Source organism: Yonghaparkia sp. Root332 (assembly GCF_001425665.1).
GTDB lineage: Bacteria > Actinomycetota > Actinomycetes > Actinomycetales > Microbacteriaceae > Microcella.
The window spans coordinates 788675-804584 of record NZ_LMCX01000002.1 but is presented as its reverse complement, the minus strand read 5'-3'; the positions used below and the strand labels follow the sequence as shown (position 1 = coordinate 804584).

The 15910-nt window shown below is 71.2% G+C and carries 20 protein-coding genes; 11 read left to right on the top strand and 9 right to left on the bottom strand.

Annotated features, from left to right (window positions below; genetic code table 11):
* The first annotated feature begins 10 nt into the window (after nucleotides 1-10).
* The 3 genes from ASC54_RS11435 to ASC54_RS11425 are packed head-to-tail and all read left to right on the top strand — an operon-like array spanning nucleotide 11 to nucleotide 1648.
* Nucleotides 11-655: a histidine phosphatase family protein gene (locus ASC54_RS11435; RefSeq protein WP_055861358.1), complete on the top strand. Its 645-nt coding sequence runs from the start codon at nucleotides 11-13 to the stop codon at nucleotides 653-655.
* Nucleotides 655-1131: a YbaK/EbsC family protein gene (locus ASC54_RS11430; RefSeq protein ID WP_055861355.1), complete on the top strand. Its 477-nt coding sequence runs from the start codon at nucleotides 655-657 to the stop codon at nucleotides 1129-1131. The genes ASC54_RS11435 and ASC54_RS11430 overlap by 1 nt, the downstream gene beginning before the upstream one ends.
* Nucleotides 1132-1180: 49 nt before the next feature.
* Complete coding sequence (locus ASC54_RS11425) at nucleotides 1181-1648, top strand: hypothetical protein (RefSeq protein ID WP_055861352.1); 468 nt, start codon at nucleotides 1181-1183, stop codon at nucleotides 1646-1648.
* Here ASC54_RS11425 and ASC54_RS11420 read toward each other — a convergent pair.
* Both ASC54_RS11420 and ASC54_RS11415 read right to left on the bottom strand, forming a co-directional pair.
* Nucleotides 1645-2730, bottom strand: coding sequence for a glycosyltransferase family 1 protein (locus ASC54_RS11420; protein WP_055861349.1), 1086 nt, complete (start codon nucleotides 2728-2730; stop codon nucleotides 1645-1647). The genes ASC54_RS11425 and ASC54_RS11420 overlap by 4 nt on opposite strands.
* A gap of 25 nt (nucleotides 2731-2755) precedes the next feature.
* Nucleotides 2756-3640 (bottom strand): alpha/beta fold hydrolase, encoded by an 885-nt coding sequence (locus ASC54_RS11415; RefSeq protein WP_055861345.1) that lies wholly within the window; start codon nucleotides 3638-3640, stop codon nucleotides 2756-2758.
* A gap of 123 nt (nucleotides 3641-3763) precedes the next feature.
* On the opposite strand from ASC54_RS11415, the gene treS reads away from it, so the two are divergent.
* Together treS and ASC54_RS11405 are read left to right on the top strand one after the other, a co-directional pair.
* Nucleotides 3764-5518, top strand: a complete 1755-nt coding sequence (gene treS, locus ASC54_RS11410) for a maltose alpha-D-glucosyltransferase (RefSeq protein WP_055899130.1) — start codon at nucleotides 3764-3766, stop codon at nucleotides 5516-5518.
* A gap of 9 nt (nucleotides 5519-5527) precedes the next feature.
* The gene (locus tag ASC54_RS11405; RefSeq protein WP_055899127.1) at nucleotides 5528-6247 is read left to right on the top strand and encodes an exonuclease domain-containing protein; all 720 of its coding nucleotides are present in this window, start codon (nucleotides 5528-5530) and stop codon (nucleotides 6245-6247) included.
* A gap of 129 nt (nucleotides 6248-6376) precedes the next feature.
* Here ASC54_RS11405 and ASC54_RS11400 read toward each other — a convergent pair whose 3' ends face one another.
* The 4 genes from ASC54_RS11400 to glgA all read right to left on the bottom strand — a co-directional run bounded on the left by ASC54_RS11400 (nucleotide 6377) and on the right by glgA (nucleotide 9065).
* On the bottom strand, nucleotides 6377-6601 hold the full coding sequence (locus tag ASC54_RS11400; protein WP_156376820.1) for a hypothetical protein: 225 nt from the start codon (nucleotides 6599-6601) through the stop codon (nucleotides 6377-6379).
* A gap of 101 nt (nucleotides 6602-6702) precedes the next feature.
* Nucleotides 6703-6954 carry a type B 50S ribosomal protein L31 gene (locus ASC54_RS11395; RefSeq protein ID WP_055899121.1) on the bottom strand — a complete coding sequence of 84 codons (252 nt, stop codon included), beginning with the start codon at nucleotides 6952-6954 and terminating at the stop codon, nucleotides 6703-6705.
* A gap of 128 nt (nucleotides 6955-7082) precedes the next feature.
* On the bottom strand, nucleotides 7083-7865 hold the full coding sequence (locus ASC54_RS11390) for an ABC transporter ATP-binding protein (RefSeq protein ID WP_055899119.1): 783 nt from the start codon (nucleotides 7863-7865) through the stop codon (nucleotides 7083-7085).
* Between the two features lie 12 nt (nucleotides 7866-7877).
* Entirely contained in the window at nucleotides 7878-9065 is a 1188-nt protein-coding gene (gene glgA, locus ASC54_RS11385) for a glycogen synthase (RefSeq protein WP_055861334.1), read from the bottom strand.
* Nucleotides 9066-9111: 46 nt separating this feature from the next.
* On the opposite strand from glgA, the gene glgC reads away from it, so the two are divergent.
* Both glgC and serB read left to right on the top strand, forming a co-directional pair.
* On the top strand, nucleotides 9112-10347 hold the full coding sequence (glgC, locus tag ASC54_RS11380; protein ID WP_055899116.1) for a glucose-1-phosphate adenylyltransferase: 1236 nt from the start codon (nucleotides 9112-9114) through the stop codon (nucleotides 10345-10347).
* 37 nt (nucleotides 10348-10384) lie between these two features.
* Nucleotides 10385-11023, top strand: a complete 639-nt coding sequence (serB, locus tag ASC54_RS11375; RefSeq protein WP_055899113.1) for a phosphoserine phosphatase SerB — start codon at nucleotides 10385-10387, stop codon at nucleotides 11021-11023.
* A gap of 24 nt (nucleotides 11024-11047) precedes the next feature.
* On the opposite strand, the gene fabG is transcribed toward serB, so the two are convergent.
* Nucleotides 11048-11758: a 3-oxoacyl-ACP reductase FabG gene (gene fabG / locus ASC54_RS11370; RefSeq protein WP_055861325.1), complete on the bottom strand. Its 711-nt coding sequence runs from the start codon at nucleotides 11756-11758 to the stop codon at nucleotides 11048-11050.
* A 68-nt stretch (nucleotides 11759-11826) separates the two neighbouring features.
* Between fabG and ASC54_RS11365 the strand changes: the two genes are divergently transcribed.
* From ASC54_RS11365 to ASC54_RS11355, 3 genes are read left to right on the top strand one after another with little or no spacing between them, the layout of a single operon-like run.
* Nucleotides 11827-12111 carry a DUF3099 domain-containing protein gene (locus tag ASC54_RS11365; RefSeq protein WP_082515065.1) on the top strand — a complete coding sequence of 95 codons (285 nt, stop codon included), beginning with the start codon at nucleotides 11827-11829 and terminating at the stop codon, nucleotides 12109-12111.
* Entirely contained in the window at nucleotides 12108-12359 is a 252-nt protein-coding gene (locus tag ASC54_RS11360; RefSeq protein ID WP_082515064.1) for a hypothetical protein, read from the top strand. The genes ASC54_RS11365 and ASC54_RS11360 overlap by 4 nt, the downstream gene beginning before the upstream one ends.
* Nucleotides 12356-13180 (top strand): SURF1 family protein, encoded by an 825-nt coding sequence (locus ASC54_RS11355; protein WP_055861322.1) that lies wholly within the window; start codon nucleotides 12356-12358, stop codon nucleotides 13178-13180. The genes ASC54_RS11360 and ASC54_RS11355 overlap by 4 nt, the downstream gene beginning before the upstream one ends.
* Before the next feature lie 7 nt (nucleotides 13181-13187).
* Here the strand turns inward: ASC54_RS11355 and ASC54_RS11350 are convergent, their stop codons facing one another.
* On the bottom strand, nucleotides 13188-14786 hold the full coding sequence (locus ASC54_RS11350) for an ABC-F family ATP-binding cassette domain-containing protein (protein ID WP_055899110.1): 1599 nt from the start codon (nucleotides 14784-14786) through the stop codon (nucleotides 13188-13190).
* Between the two features lie 110 nt (nucleotides 14787-14896).
* On the opposite strand from ASC54_RS11350, the gene ASC54_RS11345 reads away from it, so the two are divergent.
* Nucleotides 14897-15511 carry a biotin transporter BioY gene (locus ASC54_RS11345; RefSeq protein WP_055899108.1) on the top strand — a complete coding sequence of 205 codons (615 nt, stop codon included), beginning with the start codon at nucleotides 14897-14899 and terminating at the stop codon, nucleotides 15509-15511.
* A 67-nt stretch (nucleotides 15512-15578) separates the two neighbouring features.
* Here ASC54_RS11345 and ASC54_RS11340 read toward each other — a convergent pair whose 3' ends face one another.
* On the bottom strand, nucleotides 15579-15908 hold the full coding sequence (locus ASC54_RS11340; protein WP_055861316.1) for a metal-sulfur cluster assembly factor: 330 nt from the start codon (nucleotides 15906-15908) through the stop codon (nucleotides 15579-15581).
* Between the last annotated feature and the right edge of the window lie 2 nt (nucleotides 15909-15910).

Below are 15910 nucleotides of genomic sequence, written 5' to 3'. Positions count from 1 at the left end.
AAAGGCCCCCATGACCGCGTTCGCCCTCGTCCGCCACGGCGAGACCGACTGGAACCGCGAGCGCCGCATCCAGGGCTCGACCGACATCCCCCTGAACGACACGGGCCGCGCACAGGCCGCCGCGACGGGCGAGCTGATGCGGGGCCGCCAGTGGTCGCGCATCGTCGCCTCCCCGCTCGGCCGCGCCGCGGAGACCGCGACGATCATCGCCGACGCGATCGGGATGCCCGGCCCCGAGCTCGACGCCGCCTTCGTGGAGCGCAACTACGGCGACGCCGAGGGGCTCACGGGCGCCGAGCTCGACGCCCGCTACCCCGAGGGTGCGGAGGTGCCCGGCCGCGAGACCCGTGAAGCCGTCGCCGAGCGCGTCGTCGCCGCCCTGCACCGCCTCGCCGCCGAGCACCCGGGCGAGTCGATCGTCGTCGTGGCGCACGGCGGCGTGATCCGCAGCGTTCTCGAATCGGTCGCGCCGGGCCGCCACCGCGAGCCGATCACGAACGGCTCGGTGCACTCGTTCCTGCACGCCGACGGCGACCTGTCGCTGTCGCGCTTCGACGACCCCCTCGACGAGCAGTCGATCTTCCCGTTCGCGGAGGACTTCGAGGAGCAGAACGCCCTCGCGCGACGCGAGGAGCACCGAGGGGGCGAGCGCTGATGGCGTCGGGCGCCGAGCGCTTCGCCGCCGCGACCTCCGACCTGGGCCTGAGCCCGGTGCGGATGCCCGACTCGACCCACACGGCCGCCGCGGCCGCGGCCGCCGTCGGCTGCGAGGTCGGGGCGATCGTCAAGTCGCTCGTCTTCGTCGCGCTCGACGGCGACGAGCGCGCGCCGCTGCTCGCGCTCGTCGCGGGCGACCGCCGCGCCGACCTCGACCTGCTCGCCGAGGCGGTCGGGCTGCCGGTCGAGAAGGCCGACGCGAAGACCGTCAAGGCCGCGACGGGCTACTCGATCGGCGGCGTGCCCCCGATCGGGCATCCGAGCCCGGTGCGCACGCTCGTCGACGACAGCCTGCTGCGCTTCGACGAGGTGTGGTCGGCCGCGGGCGACGCGCAGAGCGTCTTCGCCGCCGACCCTGAGCGCCTCATCGCGTGGTCGAGCGGCCGCGTCGCCCGCATCGCGACGCCCGGCTGAGCCCGCTCGTCTGCGCCGTCACGCGCCCCCGCGGGCGTACAGTGCGGCCATGCCCTCCCGCCGGATGCTCACCGCGATCACCGCGGTCGCCCTCTCGACGATCATCGCGGTCGTCGTGCTGCTCGTCGTCGCCGCTCCGCCGGCCGAGGCCCCCGGGTCGAACGAGGGCGGCCCCGGTCTGCCGGCGCAGGTGCCCGGCGAGACCTACACGGGTGAGCCGATCGATCTCGAAGCGGCGCTCGTCGTCGGATCCGAGGGCTGCTTCCGCCTAGACACGGCCGACGGGGAGCGGTTCGTGATCTGGCCGCCCGGGTTCACGACGGGCGGCGACGCGGTCGTCGACGCCGACGGCGAGGTCATCCCCGACGGCGCGACGGTCGGGGCCGAGGGCGTCGAGATGCCCTACGACGCCCTCCTCGCGATCGAGGGCCCCGACGGCTACTGGGCGAACGTCGCCGGCTTCTGCATCGGCGACGACGAGACGGTCCTCGTCCTCGACGCGGTGCGGCTGCTCTAGCGCCGCGGCGTCGCCGCGAGCTCGCGCAGCAGCTGCAGAAGGATGCCCGCGCTGCGCCCCCAGTCGAACCTCGCCGCCTGCGCGTACCCGGCCCGCGATCGCGCCTCCCACTCCCCCGGGGCGAGCAGCTCGCGCACCCGCTGCGCGAACCCGGCCGCGTCGTCCGGAGCCGCGTAGAGCGCCGCCTCGCCCCCGATCTCGCGGAAGATCGCTGTCTCGGCGGCGACGACGGGCGTGCCGCGCCCCATCGCCTCCACGAGCGGGATGCCGAAGCCCTCGTCGCGCGAGGCGTGCACGAGCGCGGTGGCGCCGTCGAGGATCGACGCGTACTCCTCGTCGGTGACTCCGTCGTAGACCACGAGCGCGCCGGCGGGTGCGAGGCCCTCGAGGCGCGCGCGGTCCTCCGGGCGGATCCGGCTGAGCAGGTGCAGGCGCCCGCCGGGCAGCTCGTGCAGAGCCCGGCACAGCGTCTCGACGTTCTTGTACGGCATGAACGAGCCCATGTAGACGAGCTCGACGCCCTCGGGCCGCGCGCGCTCTCGCTGAGCGGGCCGATCGGCCGCGTTCGGCACGACGACGACGCGCCGCGAGGTGAGGCGATGGGTCTCGATGAGGCCGCGCGTCGTCTCGCTCACCGTGACCACGGCATCCGCCCGATTCAGCAGGAGCCGCTGCGGCCACCAGGCGAGGTGGTAGAGCCGCCACAGCACCCGCACGGGCGCGGGCAGGTCGCGCGGCGGGGTCGGGTGCGCGTAGTAGATGAGGTCGTGCAGCGTGAGGGCGAGCGGGTAGCGCCGGCCGATCGTGCCCATCGTCTGCATGGGGCTGAAGACGACGTCGGGGCGGATGCGGTTGACCTGGCTCGCGACCCACGGTTCGCGCGCGCTCGTCGGCGCGCTCACGCGGTGCACCGTGAGCCCCACGGGCAGCATGTCGAGCTGGCGGTCGTCGTGGATGAGCGCGACGAGCTCATCACCGGCACCGAGGAGGGGCAGCAGGTGCTCCACGAGGCTTGCCGTGAACCGGCTGATGCCGTCGTGCCGGCCGATGCGCACGTAGCGGCAGTCGATCGCGATCCTCACGCGCCCACCCCCGCAGCCGCCTCGCTCACGCCAGGAACTCGCGGATCGCCCGCGCCGCGGCGGCCGGCGCCTCGTAGTGCACGAGGTGCCCGACATCGGGCACGACGACGAGCCGCGCGTCGGGGAAGAGCCGCACGAGCCGGTGCTGCGCCTCGAGCGGCGTGATGTCGTCCTGCTCCGCGGCGATGAGCAGCGTCGGCACCGGGATGTCGGCGGCGAAGTCGGAGACGTCGTTCGAGACCGACGCCCGGAATGCCTCGAGCAGGCTGTCGCGCTCGGCGAAGCCCGAGAAGAAGCGGTCGTGCTCCTCGTGGATCCACCGCCGCAGGCTCTTCTCGCGGGTCTTCGCCATCGACACGCTCATGATCCGCGTGATCGCGCGACTGCGCAGCAGGGCGAAACCCGCCCGCTCGGGCAGCAGCGCGCCCAGACGGTAGAAGGCGACCGCGCCGCGGGTGAGGATGCCCCGGGGGCCCGCGAGAGCGGGCTGGCCGATCGGGTTGATGAGCACCGCTCGCGGCGCGGGCACGCCCGCCGCGAGCGCCCCCGCCACGACGATCGAACCGAAGCTGTGGCCGAGCAGCACCGCGGTGCCGCGCACGCCGAGGGCCGAGAGCAGCGCGTCGAGCCATTCGGCGTAGCCCGCGATGTCGTGCTCGCGGTCGGGCAGCGGGGCCGACGCGCCGAACCCCGGCAGATCCGGAGCGATGATGCGCAGGTCGGGCAGGTGCGCGATGACGGGCTCGAGCCCGTGGTGATCGCCGCGGAACCCGTGCACGACGACGAGTGTGCGCGGGGCATCCGCCGGGCCGTACTCGGCGACGTGCGTGCGCGCTCCGACGACCGTCAGGTCGCGATCGCGACGAGGGATCGCGCTGAGCGCGGCGGCGTAGGGAGAGGGCGCGGGCATCCCGCACAGTCTAGGTCGGGGCGCCCGCGCGAGCCGCGGCGGCACCCGGTCTACAGTGGAACGCGATCGCGCCCGCGCGATGCGCCACCTGCCCTCTCCCGCCTCCCTTCGCCGAGGAGCCCCGTGAACTTCACCGCACCCATCACCCTGCCCGGACTCGCGCTGGACCCGCAGTGGTACCGGCGCAGCGTCTTCTACGAGGTCATGGTGCGGTCGTTCATGGACTCCAACGGGGATGGCACGGGCGACCTCGGCGGGCTCATCTCGAAGCTCGACTACCTGCAGTGGCTCGGCATCGACGCCCTGTGGCTGCCGCCGTTCTTCCAGAGCCCGCTGCGCGACGGCGGCTACGACGTGAGCGACTACACGGCGATCCTGCCCGAGTTCGGCACGATCGAGGAGTTCCGCGAGCTCGTCACGAAGGCCCACGAGCGCAACATGCGCATCGTCATCGACCTCGTCGTCAACCACACCTCCGACCAGCACCCGTGGTTCCAGGCCTCGCGGGAGGACCCGGAGGGCCCGTACGGCGACTTCTACGTCTGGAGCGACACGGACGAGAAGTACGAGGACGTCCGGATCATCTTCGTCGACACCGAGGAGTCGAACTGGGCGTTCGACCCCGTGCGCCGGCAGTTCTACTGGCACCGCTTCTTCTCCCACCAGCCCGACCTCAACTTCGAGAACCCGGCCGTCCACGAGGCTCTCTTCGACGTCGTGCGCTTCTGGCTCGACCTGGGCGTCGACGGATTCCGGCTCGACGCCATTCCCTACCTCTACGAGTCCGACGGGGGCAACGGCGAGGGCGAGCCGGAGACGCACGCGTTCATCGCGAAGATGCGCGCGATGGTCGACAAGGAGTACCCGGGCCGCGTGCTCATCGCCGAGGCGAACCAGTGGCCGCACGAGGTCGTCGAGTTCTTCGGCTCCGAGGAGGAGCCGGAGTGCCACATGGCGTTCGACTTCCCCGTCATGCCCCGCATCTTCTACGCCCTCCGCTCGCAGCAGGCGACCGAGCTTCAGCGGCAGCTGAGCGAGGAGATCAACGCGCCCGAGGGCGCCGCCTGGGGCGTGTTCCTGCGCAACCACGACGAGCTCACGCTCGAGATGGTGAGCGAGGAGTACCGGCAGGCGATGTACGGCTGGTACGCCTACGACCCGCGCATGCGCGCCAACATCGGCATCCGCCGGCGCCTCGCGCCGCTGCTGGACAACTCGCGCGCCGAGCTCGAGCTCGCGCACGCGCTGCTGTTCTCGCTGCCCGGCAGCCCGTTCCTGTACTACGGCGACGAGATCGGCATGGGCGACAACATCTGGCTGCCCGACCGAGACAGCTCGCGCACGCCCATGCAGTGGACCCCCGACCGCAACGCGGGCTTCTCACACGCGGACCCCGGCAAGCTCTACCTCCCCGTCGTGCAGTCGCTCGTCTACCACTACAACCAGATCAACGTCGAGAGCCAGCTCGCGCAATCGCGGTCTCTCCTGCACTGGATCCGCAACGTGATCCATGTGCGCAAGGCCCACCCGACCTTCGGCCTGGGGTCGATCCGCATCCTTCCGACCAACCACGAGTCGGTGCTCGCGTTCGTGCGCGAGTACGCCGGGACCGGCACGCACCTCGGCGACGCCCCCGAGCGCATCCTGTGCGTGTTCTCGTTCGCCCACAACCCGGTCGCCGCGACGATCGACATGTCGGGCTTCGAGGGCGCACCGCTGTGGGATCTCTTCGGCGGCGCCGACTTCCCCTCGGTCGACGAGAGCGGGAACGTCACCCTCACGATGGCGACGCAGAGCTTCTACTGGTTGCACGTCGGCGATCGCGACCCGCACCCGCACCACGGCGGCGGAGGCTTCGGCGTCGGTGCGCACGCCTAGGCTCGCGGAATGACCGCCACTGAACCGAGCGTCCCGGCCACTGGGCACTGGAGCGACCGCCTCGCGGTCTTCGACCTCGAGACCACGGGCGTCGACGTCACGACCTCGCGCATCGTCACCGCGCACATCGGCGTCATCGGCCGCGACGGCGAGCCCGTCGAGTCGTGGTCGTGGCTCGCCGACCCGGGCGTGGAGATCCCGGCCGGCGCGACGGCCGTGCACGGCATCACGACCGAGCGCGCCCGCGCGGAGGGCCGGCCCGCGCGCGAGGTCGTCGCCGAGATCGTGGATGCCCTGCGCGCGCTCCTCGCCCGCCCCCTGCCGCTCGTCGTCTACAACGCGGCCTACGATCTGAGCCTGCTCGAGCACGAGGCCCGACGCCACGGCGTGGAGCCGCTCGCCTCGCCCTCCCCCGTCGTCGACCCGCTCGTGATCGACAAGGCCGTCGACCGCTATCGCCGCGGCAAGCGAACGCTCGAGGCCGCGGCCGCGCACTACGGCGTCGTGCTCACGGGCGCCCACGACGCGGCGGCCGACGCGATCGCCGCGGGCAGGGTCGCGCAGGCTCTCGCCCGGAAGCACCAGGACGCCCTGCCGGAGGACCCCGCGGCGCTCCACGGCGCGCAGGTGTCGTGGCACGACCAGCAGTGCGACTCGTTCGAGGACTACATGCGCCGCGAGCGCGACCACCGCTTCACGGCCGACCGCGGCTGGCCCGTCCGCTCCTGAGCGCACGATCGCGCACGGCGCGAACCGCACCGTGCACGAGAAAGGGCCCCGTCCGAGGACGGGGCCCTTTCTCGATGCTGCTGCGGCTTACTTGCCGAAGTTCTTGAGGATGTAGGCGTTCGACCTGGGCTAACCGAGCCGCGTCGCGATGCTGACGGCTCCAATGGTGACGAAGGAGAGTCCCATGACAATGAACGGAATGAGGGCCCATCGGAGATTACTCGCGGTGTACATGCGCTCGGAGACACGTCGGCCGAACATCGGCGTCCCCGTCCGACGGAAGAGATCGACGAGGGACTCCGGCCGCTTCAGGCCATAGATCCCGAGGGCAACGAAGCCAAGAGAGACGATCATCCACACGACCGTGAAGAACAGAGACCCTTCGTCCAACGTCGTCCCTCCCCGGTAAGACGACGAAAGCCCCGCGGTCAGGCGGGGCTTTCGTGAGGTAGCAGTTAGCTGTTGCCGAAGTTCTTGAAACGCTGGTTGAACTTCTCGACGCGACCGGCCGAGTCCATGATGCGCTGCTTGCCCGTGTAGAACGGGTGCGAGGCCGACGAGATCTCGACGTCGATGACGGGGTACTCCACGCCGTCGAGCTCGATCGTCTTGTCGCTCGACACGGTCGAGCGCGTGAGGAAGGTCTCACCCGACGCGAGGTCGCGGAACACGATCGCCTTGTACTCGGGGTGGATGTCAGTCTTCATGAACGGTTCCTTGGATTCTCTGTTCAGCGGGGTGCCCCCGCTGCGGGCAGGTTGATGGGCAGGCGAAGGGCGAACCTTCGAGGCCGACTCTCAAGACTAGCAGAGCGCGGCTCGGTGCTCGGGTCGGGTCAGGCGCCCCGAGCGGCGAAGCGGTCGCCCTCGCGGCTGACCTGGAGCGGGATCCCGAAGGCTTCCGTCAGGTGCTCGGCCGTGATGATCTCGTCGATCGGCCCCGCGGCCGAGATGCGACCCTCGGCCAGCAGCAGCGCGTGCGTGAAGCCGGCCGGGATCTCCTCGACGTGGTGGGTGACCATGACCATCGCGGGCGAGTCGGGCGAGCTCGCGAAGCTGCCGAGCAGGAGCACGAGCTCCTCCCGGGCGCCGAGGTCGAGGCTCGCGGCGGGCTCGTCGAGCAGCAGCAGCTCGGGGTCGGTCATGATCGAGCGCGCGATCTGCACGCGCTTCTGCTCGCCGTCGCTCAGGCTGCCGAAGCGGCGGTCGGCGAAGCGCTCGAGGTGCCACTCGCGCAGCACGCGGCGGGCGCGGCGCTCGTCGACGTCCTCGTACTCCTCGTTCCACCGACCCGTGACCGAGTGCGCCGCAGTCATGACGACGTCGAGCACTCGCTCATCGGCGGGCACGCGGCGCGCCATCGCCGTCGAAGCGAAGCCGATGCGCGGCCGCAGCGAGGCGAGGTCGGAGTGCCCGATCTCCTCCTCGAGCACGGTGACGCGCCCGCTCGTGGGGTGCAGGTTCGCGGCGGCGAGCTGCAGGAGCGTCGTCTTGCCCGCGCCGTTGGGGCCGAGGACGACCCAGCGATCGGCGTCCTCCACGTTCCAGCGGATGCCGTCGAGGATGGCGGCGCCATCGCGGCTGAGGGAGACATCGTCGAACTCGAGAACGCTGGCCATGATGCGTCCAGCCTAGACGAGCAGGCTCGCGTAGAGCGCGCGTGTCCGTTCCGCGATCGCTCCCCACGCGAAGTGCTCCTCCGCGCGCGCACGGCCCGCTCGGCCCATGGCCGCGGCGCGCTCGGGGTCGCTCACGACCTCGCCGAGCACAGCCGCGAGATCGGCGACGAACCTCGCGGGGTCGACGGGGATCCCGGTGCCGTCCTGCACCTGCTCGATCGGGACAAGCCGGCCGGTCTCGCCGTCGGCGACGACCTCGGGGATCCCTCCGGTGGCGGTGCCGACGACGGCGACGCCGCAGGCCATGGCCTCGAGGTTGACGATGCCGAGCGGCTCGTAGACGCTCGGGCACACGAACGTCGTGGCGTGGGACAGGACGGCCGCGAGCTCGCGCTGCGAGAGCATCCGCTCGATCCAGACGACGCCCGTGCGCTCCGCCTGGAGCGCGGCGACGCCGTTCTGCACCTCGCGCAGGATCTCGGGCGTGTCGGGCGCGCCGGCGCACAGCACGAGCTGGACGTCCTTCGGCAGCGACCGCACGGCCTCGAGCAGATACGGAAGACCCTTCTGGCGGGTGATGCGGCCGACGAAGACGATCGTCGGGCGGTCGGGGTCGATGCCGAGCGTGCGGACGAACTCGTGGTCGATCGTCCGCTGCCATCCGTCGAGGTCGATGCCGTTGTGGATCACGCCGACCTTCTGCTCGTCGAGCTTCGGGTAGGAGCGCAGGATGTCGCGGCGCATGCCGTCGCTCACGGCGATGACGGCATCCGCCGTCTCGAACGCCTCGCGCTCGATCCAGCTGGAGATCCGGTAGCCGCCGCCGAGCTGCTCGGCCTTCCACGGCCGCAGCGGCTCGAGACTGTGGGCGGTGACGACGTGCGGGATCCCGTGCAGCATCTGCGCGAGCTGACCGGCGGCGTTGGCGTACCAGGTGTGCGAGTGCACGATGTCGGCGCCGTCGACGTCGTCGGCGATCGCGAGGTCGACGCCGAGCGTCGCGAGGGCCGGATTCGCCGAGGAGAGGGCGCCGGGGACGAGGTAGGCGTGCGTGTCGGCCTCGTTGCGCGGGGCGCCGAAGCAGCGCACGCGGACATCCAGCGCATCGTGGCGCAGCGCGCGCACGAGCTCCGCGACGTGGACTCCCGCCCCTCCGTAGACCTCGGGCGGATACTCACGGGAGATGACGTCGACGCGCATGGTGATGACGCTAGTACAGCGCCTGGGAGTCGCCTACTGTGGGGGCATGGCGACCCCCAAGGTGTTCGGAATCGTGCTGGCTGGCGGCGAGGGGAAGCGGCTCATGCCGCTCACGGCAGACAGGGCGAAGCCCGCCGTGCCCTTCGCGGGGGGCTACCGCCTCATCGACTTCGCGCTGTCGAACCTCATCAACTCGGGGCTGCGCCAGATCGTCGTGCTGACCCAGTACAAGAGCCACTCGCTCGACCGCCACGTCTCGCAGACCTGGCGGCTGAGCGGCATGCTCAACGCCTACGTCGCCTCCGTTCCGGCGCAGCAGCGACTGGGCAAGCGCTGGTTCTCCGGCAGCGCCGACGCGATCTTCCAGAGCCTCAACCTGATCCGCGACGAGAAGCCCGACATCGTCGTCGTGGTCGGCGCCGACCACGTGTACCGCATGGACTTCACCCAGATGATCGAGGCGCACATCGCTTCGGGCGCGGGCGTCACGGTCGCCGGCATCCGCCAGCCGATCGAGCTCGCCGACCAGTTCGGCATCATCGAGACCGACCCCGCGAACCCCTCGCGCATCGCCGCCTTCCACGAGAAGCCGAGGCAGGCGGTCGGCCTCGCCGACGCCCCCGACCAGGTGCTCGCCTCGATGGGCAACTACGTCTTCGACGCCGACGTGCTCATGGACGCGGTGACGCGCGATGCCGAGCTCGAGGACTCCGCCCACGACATGGGCGGCGACATCGTGCCCGACTTCGTCAACCGGGGCGAGGCGTTCGTCTACGACCTCAACCACAACGACGTTCCGGGCGCGACCGAGCGCGATCGCTTCTACTGGCGCGACGTGGGCACGATCGAGTCGTTCTTCGACGCCCACCAGGACCTCATCGCGGCCCTCCCCGTCTTCAACCTCTACAACACCGCGTGGCCGATCTACACGCAGCAGCTCAACATGCCGCCGGCGAAGTTCGTGCGCGACGGCGCCGGTGAGACGGGCCACGTGATCGATTCGATCGTGTCGCTCGGCTCGGTGCTCTCGGGCGCCCGCATCGAGCGCAGCGTGCTCGGCACCTGGGTCACGGTCGAGTCGGCCGAGGTCGCCGATTCGGTCGTCTTCGAGCGCACGACGATCGGCGCGGGCGCCGTCGTCCGGCGGGCTATTCTCGACAAGGAGGTCGTGGTCTCCCCCGGCGCGCAGGTCGGCGTCGACCACGCCGCCGACCGAGCCCGCGGCTTCACGGTCACCGACACCGGCATCACGGTCGTCGGCAAGGGCATCCGCATCGAGTGATCGGGCGCGTGCGCCCCCGACGAGGAGTGCCCGCCCCATGACCCGCTTCCTCGTCGTCCTCGACGTCGACTCCACGCTCATCGAGCAGGAGGCCATCGAGCTCCTCGCCGACGAAGCCGGATCCGGACCCGCCGTGGCCGCCATCACCGATCGCGCGATGGCGGGCGAGCTCGACTTCGCCGCCTCGCTCGCCGAGCGCGTCGCGACGCTCGCGGGCCTCGATGACGGATGCTGCGCTCGCGTCGGCGCCCGCATCACCCTCACGACAGGAGCCCGCGAGCTCGTCGCGGCCGTCCACGCCGCCTACGGGGCCGTCGGCGTCGTGTCCGGCGGGTTCCACGAGCTGCTCGACCCGATCGCCGCCGAGCTCGGGCTCGATCACCACCGCGCCAATCGGCTCGAGGTCGTCGAAGGTCGATTCACGGGCCGCACGCTCGGCCCCGTCATCGATGCCGAGGCCAAGGCGATCGCCCTGCGCGAGTGGGCAGCGGAGCGCGGGGTGCCGCTGGCCCGCACCGTCGCTGTCGGCGACGGCGCGAACGACCTCGCGATGCTCGAGGCCGCGGGGCTCGGCGTCGCCTTCGCCGCGAAGTCCATCGTGCGCGAGCGCGCCGACGTCAGCATCGCCCGCCGCGACCTGCGCGACGTGCTCCCGCTGCTCGGCCTGCGCGGCTGAGCCCGCTGCGGGTCGGGCGGGGCGTCAGTGCCCCATCCCGAGGCCGCCGTCGACCGGGATGACCGCGCCGGAGATGTAGGCGGCGTCGTCGCTCGCGATCCACGTCACGACGCGCGCGACCTCCTGCGGGCTCGCGAAGCGGCCGGCGGGGATTGAGTCCTTGTACGCCTTCTGCTGCTCCTCCGGCAGCTCGGCCGTCATGTCGGTCTCGATGAAGCCGGGCGCGATGACGTTCGCGGTGATGCCGCGGCCGCCGAGCTCGCGCGTGATCGAGCGGGCCATGCCGACGAGGGCCGCCTTCGAGGAGGAGTAGTTGACCTGCCCGGGCGAGCCGTACAGCCCGACGACGGAGGAGATGAGGATGATGCGGCCGAACCGCGCCTTGAGCATCCCCTTCATCGCCCTCTTCACGGAGCGGAAGGCACCCGTCAGGTTCGTGTCGACGACTGTCTGGAAGTCCTCGTCCGACATGCGCAGCAGCAGGGTGTCGCGCGTGATGCCCGCGTTGGCGACGACGACCTCGATGGGGCCGTAGGCGGCCTCGACCTCGCTGTAGGCGGCGTCGAGGGAGGCGGCGTCGGTGACGTCGGCGGTGACGGTCAGCGCGCCCTCCGGGCCGGTGCCCGAGCGGGCGGTGACCGCGACGCGGTGGCCCTGGGCGAGGAACTCCTCGGCGATCGCGTAGCCGATGCCGCGGTTGCCTCCGGTGACGAGAACGGTGCGCTGAGTGGTCATGGCATCAAGCCTATTGGCAGGCTTCGAACCAGTGATCTCGCAGGCGGCGAACGTACACTCGAGACCTCATGAAGCAGCCGACCGGCGCCGCCATCACCAGCCTCCCGTCCTCTCCGACCGACGAGCGGCGCACGCGCATGATCAAGTACTCGGTGGCGATGGCCGTTCGCCTCGTCTGCATCGGCGCGTGCTTCGTCGTGCCCGGCTGGTGGCTGCTCCTTCCCGCCCTCGGCGCGATCGTCCTGCCGTACTTCGCCGTGGTCGTCGCCAACAACGTCGCCCCGAGCGACGGCCGCGCGGTCGAGCGCCCCGGCCAGCTGCTGCCCTACACGCCGCAGGGCCCCGCGGCGTGATCTCGCTCCCCGGGGAGATCTCCGGAACGCGCTGCTCGCGCAGCGGGTGCCGCGCCGAGGCGACCTGGGCGGTGAACTGGCGCAATACGCGCATCCACGGCCCCGAGCGCGTCAAGGTGTGGCTCGCGTGCGACGAGCACCGCGACTTCCTCTACGACTTCGTCGCCCAGCGCTCGTTCCCCGTGACGATCACGCCCGCGGGCGTGGTCGTCGACTCGCTGCCGGATCCGGGAGAATCGAGGGCGTGAGCATCCTGAGCCTGGCCCTGCAGCGCCGCTGGCTCGGCTGGCTCGGCCTCACGGCCCTCTTCGCCGTGGTCTGCGTGGGCCTCGCCCAGTGGCAGTGGCAGCGGCGGCTGGAGGCGGTCGCCGAGATCCGCGTCGTCGCGGCGAACTGGGATGCGGCCCCGGTTCCGCTCACCGAGGCTCTGCCCGAGACCGACGTGCTCGATCCGGACCTCGAGTGGCAGCCCGTGGAGCTCGTGGGCGAGTACCTCGTCGACGAGCAGCTGCTCGTGCGCGCCCGGCCGCTCAACGGCCGGCCCGGCTTCGAGGTGCTCACTCCCCTGCTGCTCGACGACGGCACCGTGTTCGTCGTCGACCGGGGCTGGCTGCCCGTGGGCTCGGAGCAGGACTCGCCCGACGTCGTGCCCGCTCCTCCGAGCGGGCGCGTGGAGGTGCTCGCGCGGCTCAAGCCCGGCGAGCCCGAGCTGCGCGGCCGCGGCGCCCCCGAGGGTCAGATCGCGACCATCCACCTGCCCGACGTCGCGCAGCGGGTCGAGGCGGGCGCCGTCATGACGGGCGCGTACGGCCTGCTCGACAGCGAGTCGCCGGCCCCCGACACTCGTCCGGTCGCGGCGACGCGGCCCGTGCCCGACGAGGGCCCGCACCTCAGCTACACCTTCCAGTGGTACCTGTTCGGCCTCATGGGCTTCATCGGCTACGGCTGGGCGCTGCGCAAGGAGCGCCAGCGCATCGTCGCCGAGGAGACCGGCGAGCCGACGCCGCAGCGGGTGCGCGCGCGGGCGAGCGACGCCGATGAGGAGGATGCCCTGCTCGGGCACCGCTAGACGCGGGTCAGGCGAGCGAGATGAGCTCGGCGTAGTCCTTCGTCCAGAGGTCCTCGACGCCGTCGGGCATGATGAGCACGCGCTCGGGGTTGAGCGCCTCGACGGCGCCTTCGTCGTGGCTGACGAGGATGACGGCGCCGGAGTAGTTCGCGAGCGCTCCGAGGATCTCCTCGCGGCTCGCGGGGTCGAGGTTGTTCGTCGGCTCGTCGAGCAGCAGCAGGTTGGCCTTGGAGACGACGAGCATCGCGAGCGAGAGGCGCGTCTTCTCGCCGCCCGAGAGCACGCCTGCGGGCTTCGCGGTGTCGTCACCCGTGAAGAGGAACGAGCCGAGCACCTTGCGCGCCTCGAGCTCGGTGATCGCGGGCGAGGCCGACATCATGTTCTGCAGGACGCTGCGCGTGACGTCGAGCGTCTCGTGCTCCTGCGCGTAGTAGCCGACCCTGAGGCCGTGGCCGGGCTCGAGCTGGCCGGTGTCGGGCTGGTCGACGCCGGCGAGGATCCGCAGGAGGGTCGTCTTGCCCGCGCCGTTGAGGCCGAGGATGACGACCTTCGAGCCGCGGTCGACGGCGAGGTCGACGGCCGTGAAGATCTCGAGCGAGCCGTAGCTCTTCGAGAGGTTCTTCGCCTGCAGCGGCGTCCTGCCGACGGGTGCGGGCTCGGGGAACCGCAGCTTCGCCACGCGGTCGACCGCGCGCACCTCGTCGAGGCCGGCGAGCATCTTCTCGGCGCGCGCGACCATCTGGTGGGCGGCGGCGGCCTTCGAGGCCTTCGCGCCGAAGCGCGCGGCCTGCAGCTGCAGGGCGGTCGCCTTCTTCTCGACGTTGGCGCGCTCCTTCTTGCGCCTCTCCTCGTCCGACTCGCGCTGGCGCAGATAGTTCTTCCAGCCCATGTTGTAGACGTCGATGACCTGGCGGTTCGCGTCGAGGTAGAAGACCTTGTTGACGGTCTCCTCCACGAGGTGGATGTCGTGGCTGATGACGATGAAGCCGCCCTGGTACGAGCTCAGGAACTCGCGCAGCCACACCACGGAGTCGGCGTCGAGGTGGTTGGTCGGCTCGTCGAGGATCATCGTCTCGGCATCGCTGAAGAGGATGCGGGCCAGCTCGATGCGGCGCCGCTGACCGCCCGACAGCGTCTTCAGCGGCTGGCTGAGGATCCGGTCGGGCAGGTTCAGGTTGCTCGCGATCGAGGCGGCCTCGGCCTCGGCCGCGTACCCGCCGAGCGCGAGGAATCGGTCGGTGAGCCGCCCGTAGCGGTTCATCGCCTTCTCGCTCACCGCCGGGTCGGGGCTCGCCATGTCCAGCGTCGCCTGCTGCATGTCGATGACGATCTGGCCCAGGCCTCGAGCGTCGAGGATGCGCGTGCGGGCGAGCTGCTCGGGGTCTCCCGATCGGGGATCCTGCGGCAGGTAGCCGAGCTCTCCCGTGCGCTGCACGTGCCCGGCGGCGGGGAGCTCGTCGCCTGCGAGAACCTTCGTGAGGGTCGTCTTACCGGCGCCGTTGCGACCGACGAGTCCGACCTTGTCGCCCTTGTCGACGCGGAAGGAGACGTTCTCCATGAGCAGGCGCGCTCCGACTCGGATCTCGAGATCCTGCACAGCGAGCACAGCGAACGTCCGTTTCTTTCGTGGGTTTCGTCAGGGAGGGGCACGGGGGGCCAGCCCGATAGTCTAACCGCAGTCCCTTGGTCCCCGATTCCCGTGAGGAACGCATCCCCGTGACGCTCGCCACCGCTCTCCCCGCCCGCTCGACCCTCGTCGACCGCGTCGTCCCCCGCTCGCTGATCTCCGACGCCGCGCTCGTCATCGCCGGCACGGCGCTCGTCGCGGCGCTCGCGCAGGTCGCCGTCCCGCTCTGGCCGGTGCCCGTGACCGGGCAGACCCTCGCGGTGCTGCTCGTCGGCGCCTCGCTCGGCGCAGCACGCGGCGCCGCATCGCTCGGCCTCTACGCGCTGCTCGGCGCGATCGGCCTCCCGATCTACAGCGACGCGGCCTCCGGCTGGAGCGTGCTCGTCGGCCCCACCGGCGGCTACATCATCGGCTTCGTGCTCTCGGCCGCGATCGTCGGCTGGGCGGCTGAGCGCCGCTGGGACCGCGGCTGGCTCAAGGCCGCCGTCACGTTCATCGGTGGCTCGCTCGTCGTGTTCGCGGTCGGTCTGCCGTGGCTGTCGTACTCGCTCGGCGGGTTCGGCCTGCCGAACGACCTGCAGGCGACCCTCGTTGCGGGGTTCTACCCCTTCATCATCGGTGGGCTCATCAAGGCCGCGATCGCTGCAGCGCTCCTGCCGGCGATCTGGAAGGCCGTCGAGCGCAACGACCGCACTGAGGCCTAGTCGTCTCTCGCACCACGAAGGCCCCCTCCCGATCGGGAGGGGGCCTTTCGCGTGGTCGTGACGGGGATCAGATGCTGAAGCCCAGCGCTCTCATCATGTCGCGACCGTCGTCGGTGATGCGCTCGGGGCCCCACGGCGGCATCCACACCCAGTTGATGCGGAACCGCTCGACGATGCCGTCGAGCGAGCTCGCGACCGATTCCTCGATCACATCGGTGAGCGGGCAGCCGGCGGAGGTCAGGGTCATGGAGATGATGAGCGCGTCCGTCTCGTCATCCCACGCGAGGTCGTAGACGAGGCCGAGATCGACGATGTTGACCCCGAGCTCGGGGTCGACGACGTCCTTCAGCCCCTCCTCGACCTGGTCGAAGAGCTTCGGCTCGAGTGCGGTGGGCATGC

What these genes read in the sequence shown, in the direction of transcription:
- ASC54_RS11430 (WP_055861355.1), top strand. Translation starts at nt 655, where the DNA reads ATGGCGTCGGGCGCCGAGCGCTTCGCCGCCGCGACCTCCGACCTGGGC.
- ASC54_RS11400 (WP_156376820.1), bottom strand. Translation starts at nt 6,601, where the DNA reads ATGATCGTCTCTCTTGGCTTCGTTGCCCTCGGGATCTATGGCCTGAAG.
- fabG (WP_055861325.1), bottom strand. Translation starts at nt 11,758, where the DNA reads ATGACCACTCAGCGCACCGTTCTCGTCACCGGAGGCAACCGCGGCATC.
- ASC54_RS11395 (WP_055899121.1), bottom strand. Translation starts at nt 6,954, where the DNA reads ATGAAGACTGACATCCACCCCGAGTACAAGGCGATCGTGTTCCGCGAC.
- glgA (WP_055861334.1), bottom strand. Translation starts at nt 9,065, where the DNA reads ATGCGCGTCGACGTCATCTCCCGTGAGTATCCGCCCGAGGTCTACGGA.
- ASC54_RS11390 (WP_055899119.1), bottom strand. Translation starts at nt 7,865, where the DNA reads ATGGCCAGCGTTCTCGAGTTCGACGATGTCTCCCTCAGCCGCGATGGC.
- ASC54_RS11340 (WP_055861316.1), bottom strand. Translation starts at nt 15,908, where the DNA reads ATGCCCACCGCACTCGAGCCGAAGCTCTTCGACCAGGTCGAGGAGGGG.
- ASC54_RS11425 (WP_055861352.1), top strand. Translation starts at nt 1,181, where the DNA reads ATGCCCTCCCGCCGGATGCTCACCGCGATCACCGCGGTCGCCCTCTCG.
- ASC54_RS11435 (WP_055861358.1), top strand. Translation starts at nt 11, where the DNA reads ATGACCGCGTTCGCCCTCGTCCGCCACGGCGAGACCGACTGGAACCGC.
- serB (WP_055899113.1), top strand. Translation starts at nt 10,385, where the DNA reads ATGACCCGCTTCCTCGTCGTCCTCGACGTCGACTCCACGCTCATCGAG.
- ASC54_RS11365 (WP_082515065.1), top strand. Translation starts at nt 11,827, where the DNA reads ATGAAGCAGCCGACCGGCGCCGCCATCACCAGCCTCCCGTCCTCTCCG.
- ASC54_RS11405 (WP_055899127.1), top strand. Translation starts at nt 5,528, where the DNA reads ATGACCGCCACTGAACCGAGCGTCCCGGCCACTGGGCACTGGAGCGAC.
- ASC54_RS11415 (WP_055861345.1), bottom strand. Translation starts at nt 3,640, where the DNA reads ATGCCCGCGCCCTCTCCCTACGCCGCCGCGCTCAGCGCGATCCCTCGT.
- glgC (WP_055899116.1), top strand. Translation starts at nt 9,112, where the DNA reads ATGGCGACCCCCAAGGTGTTCGGAATCGTGCTGGCTGGCGGCGAGGGG.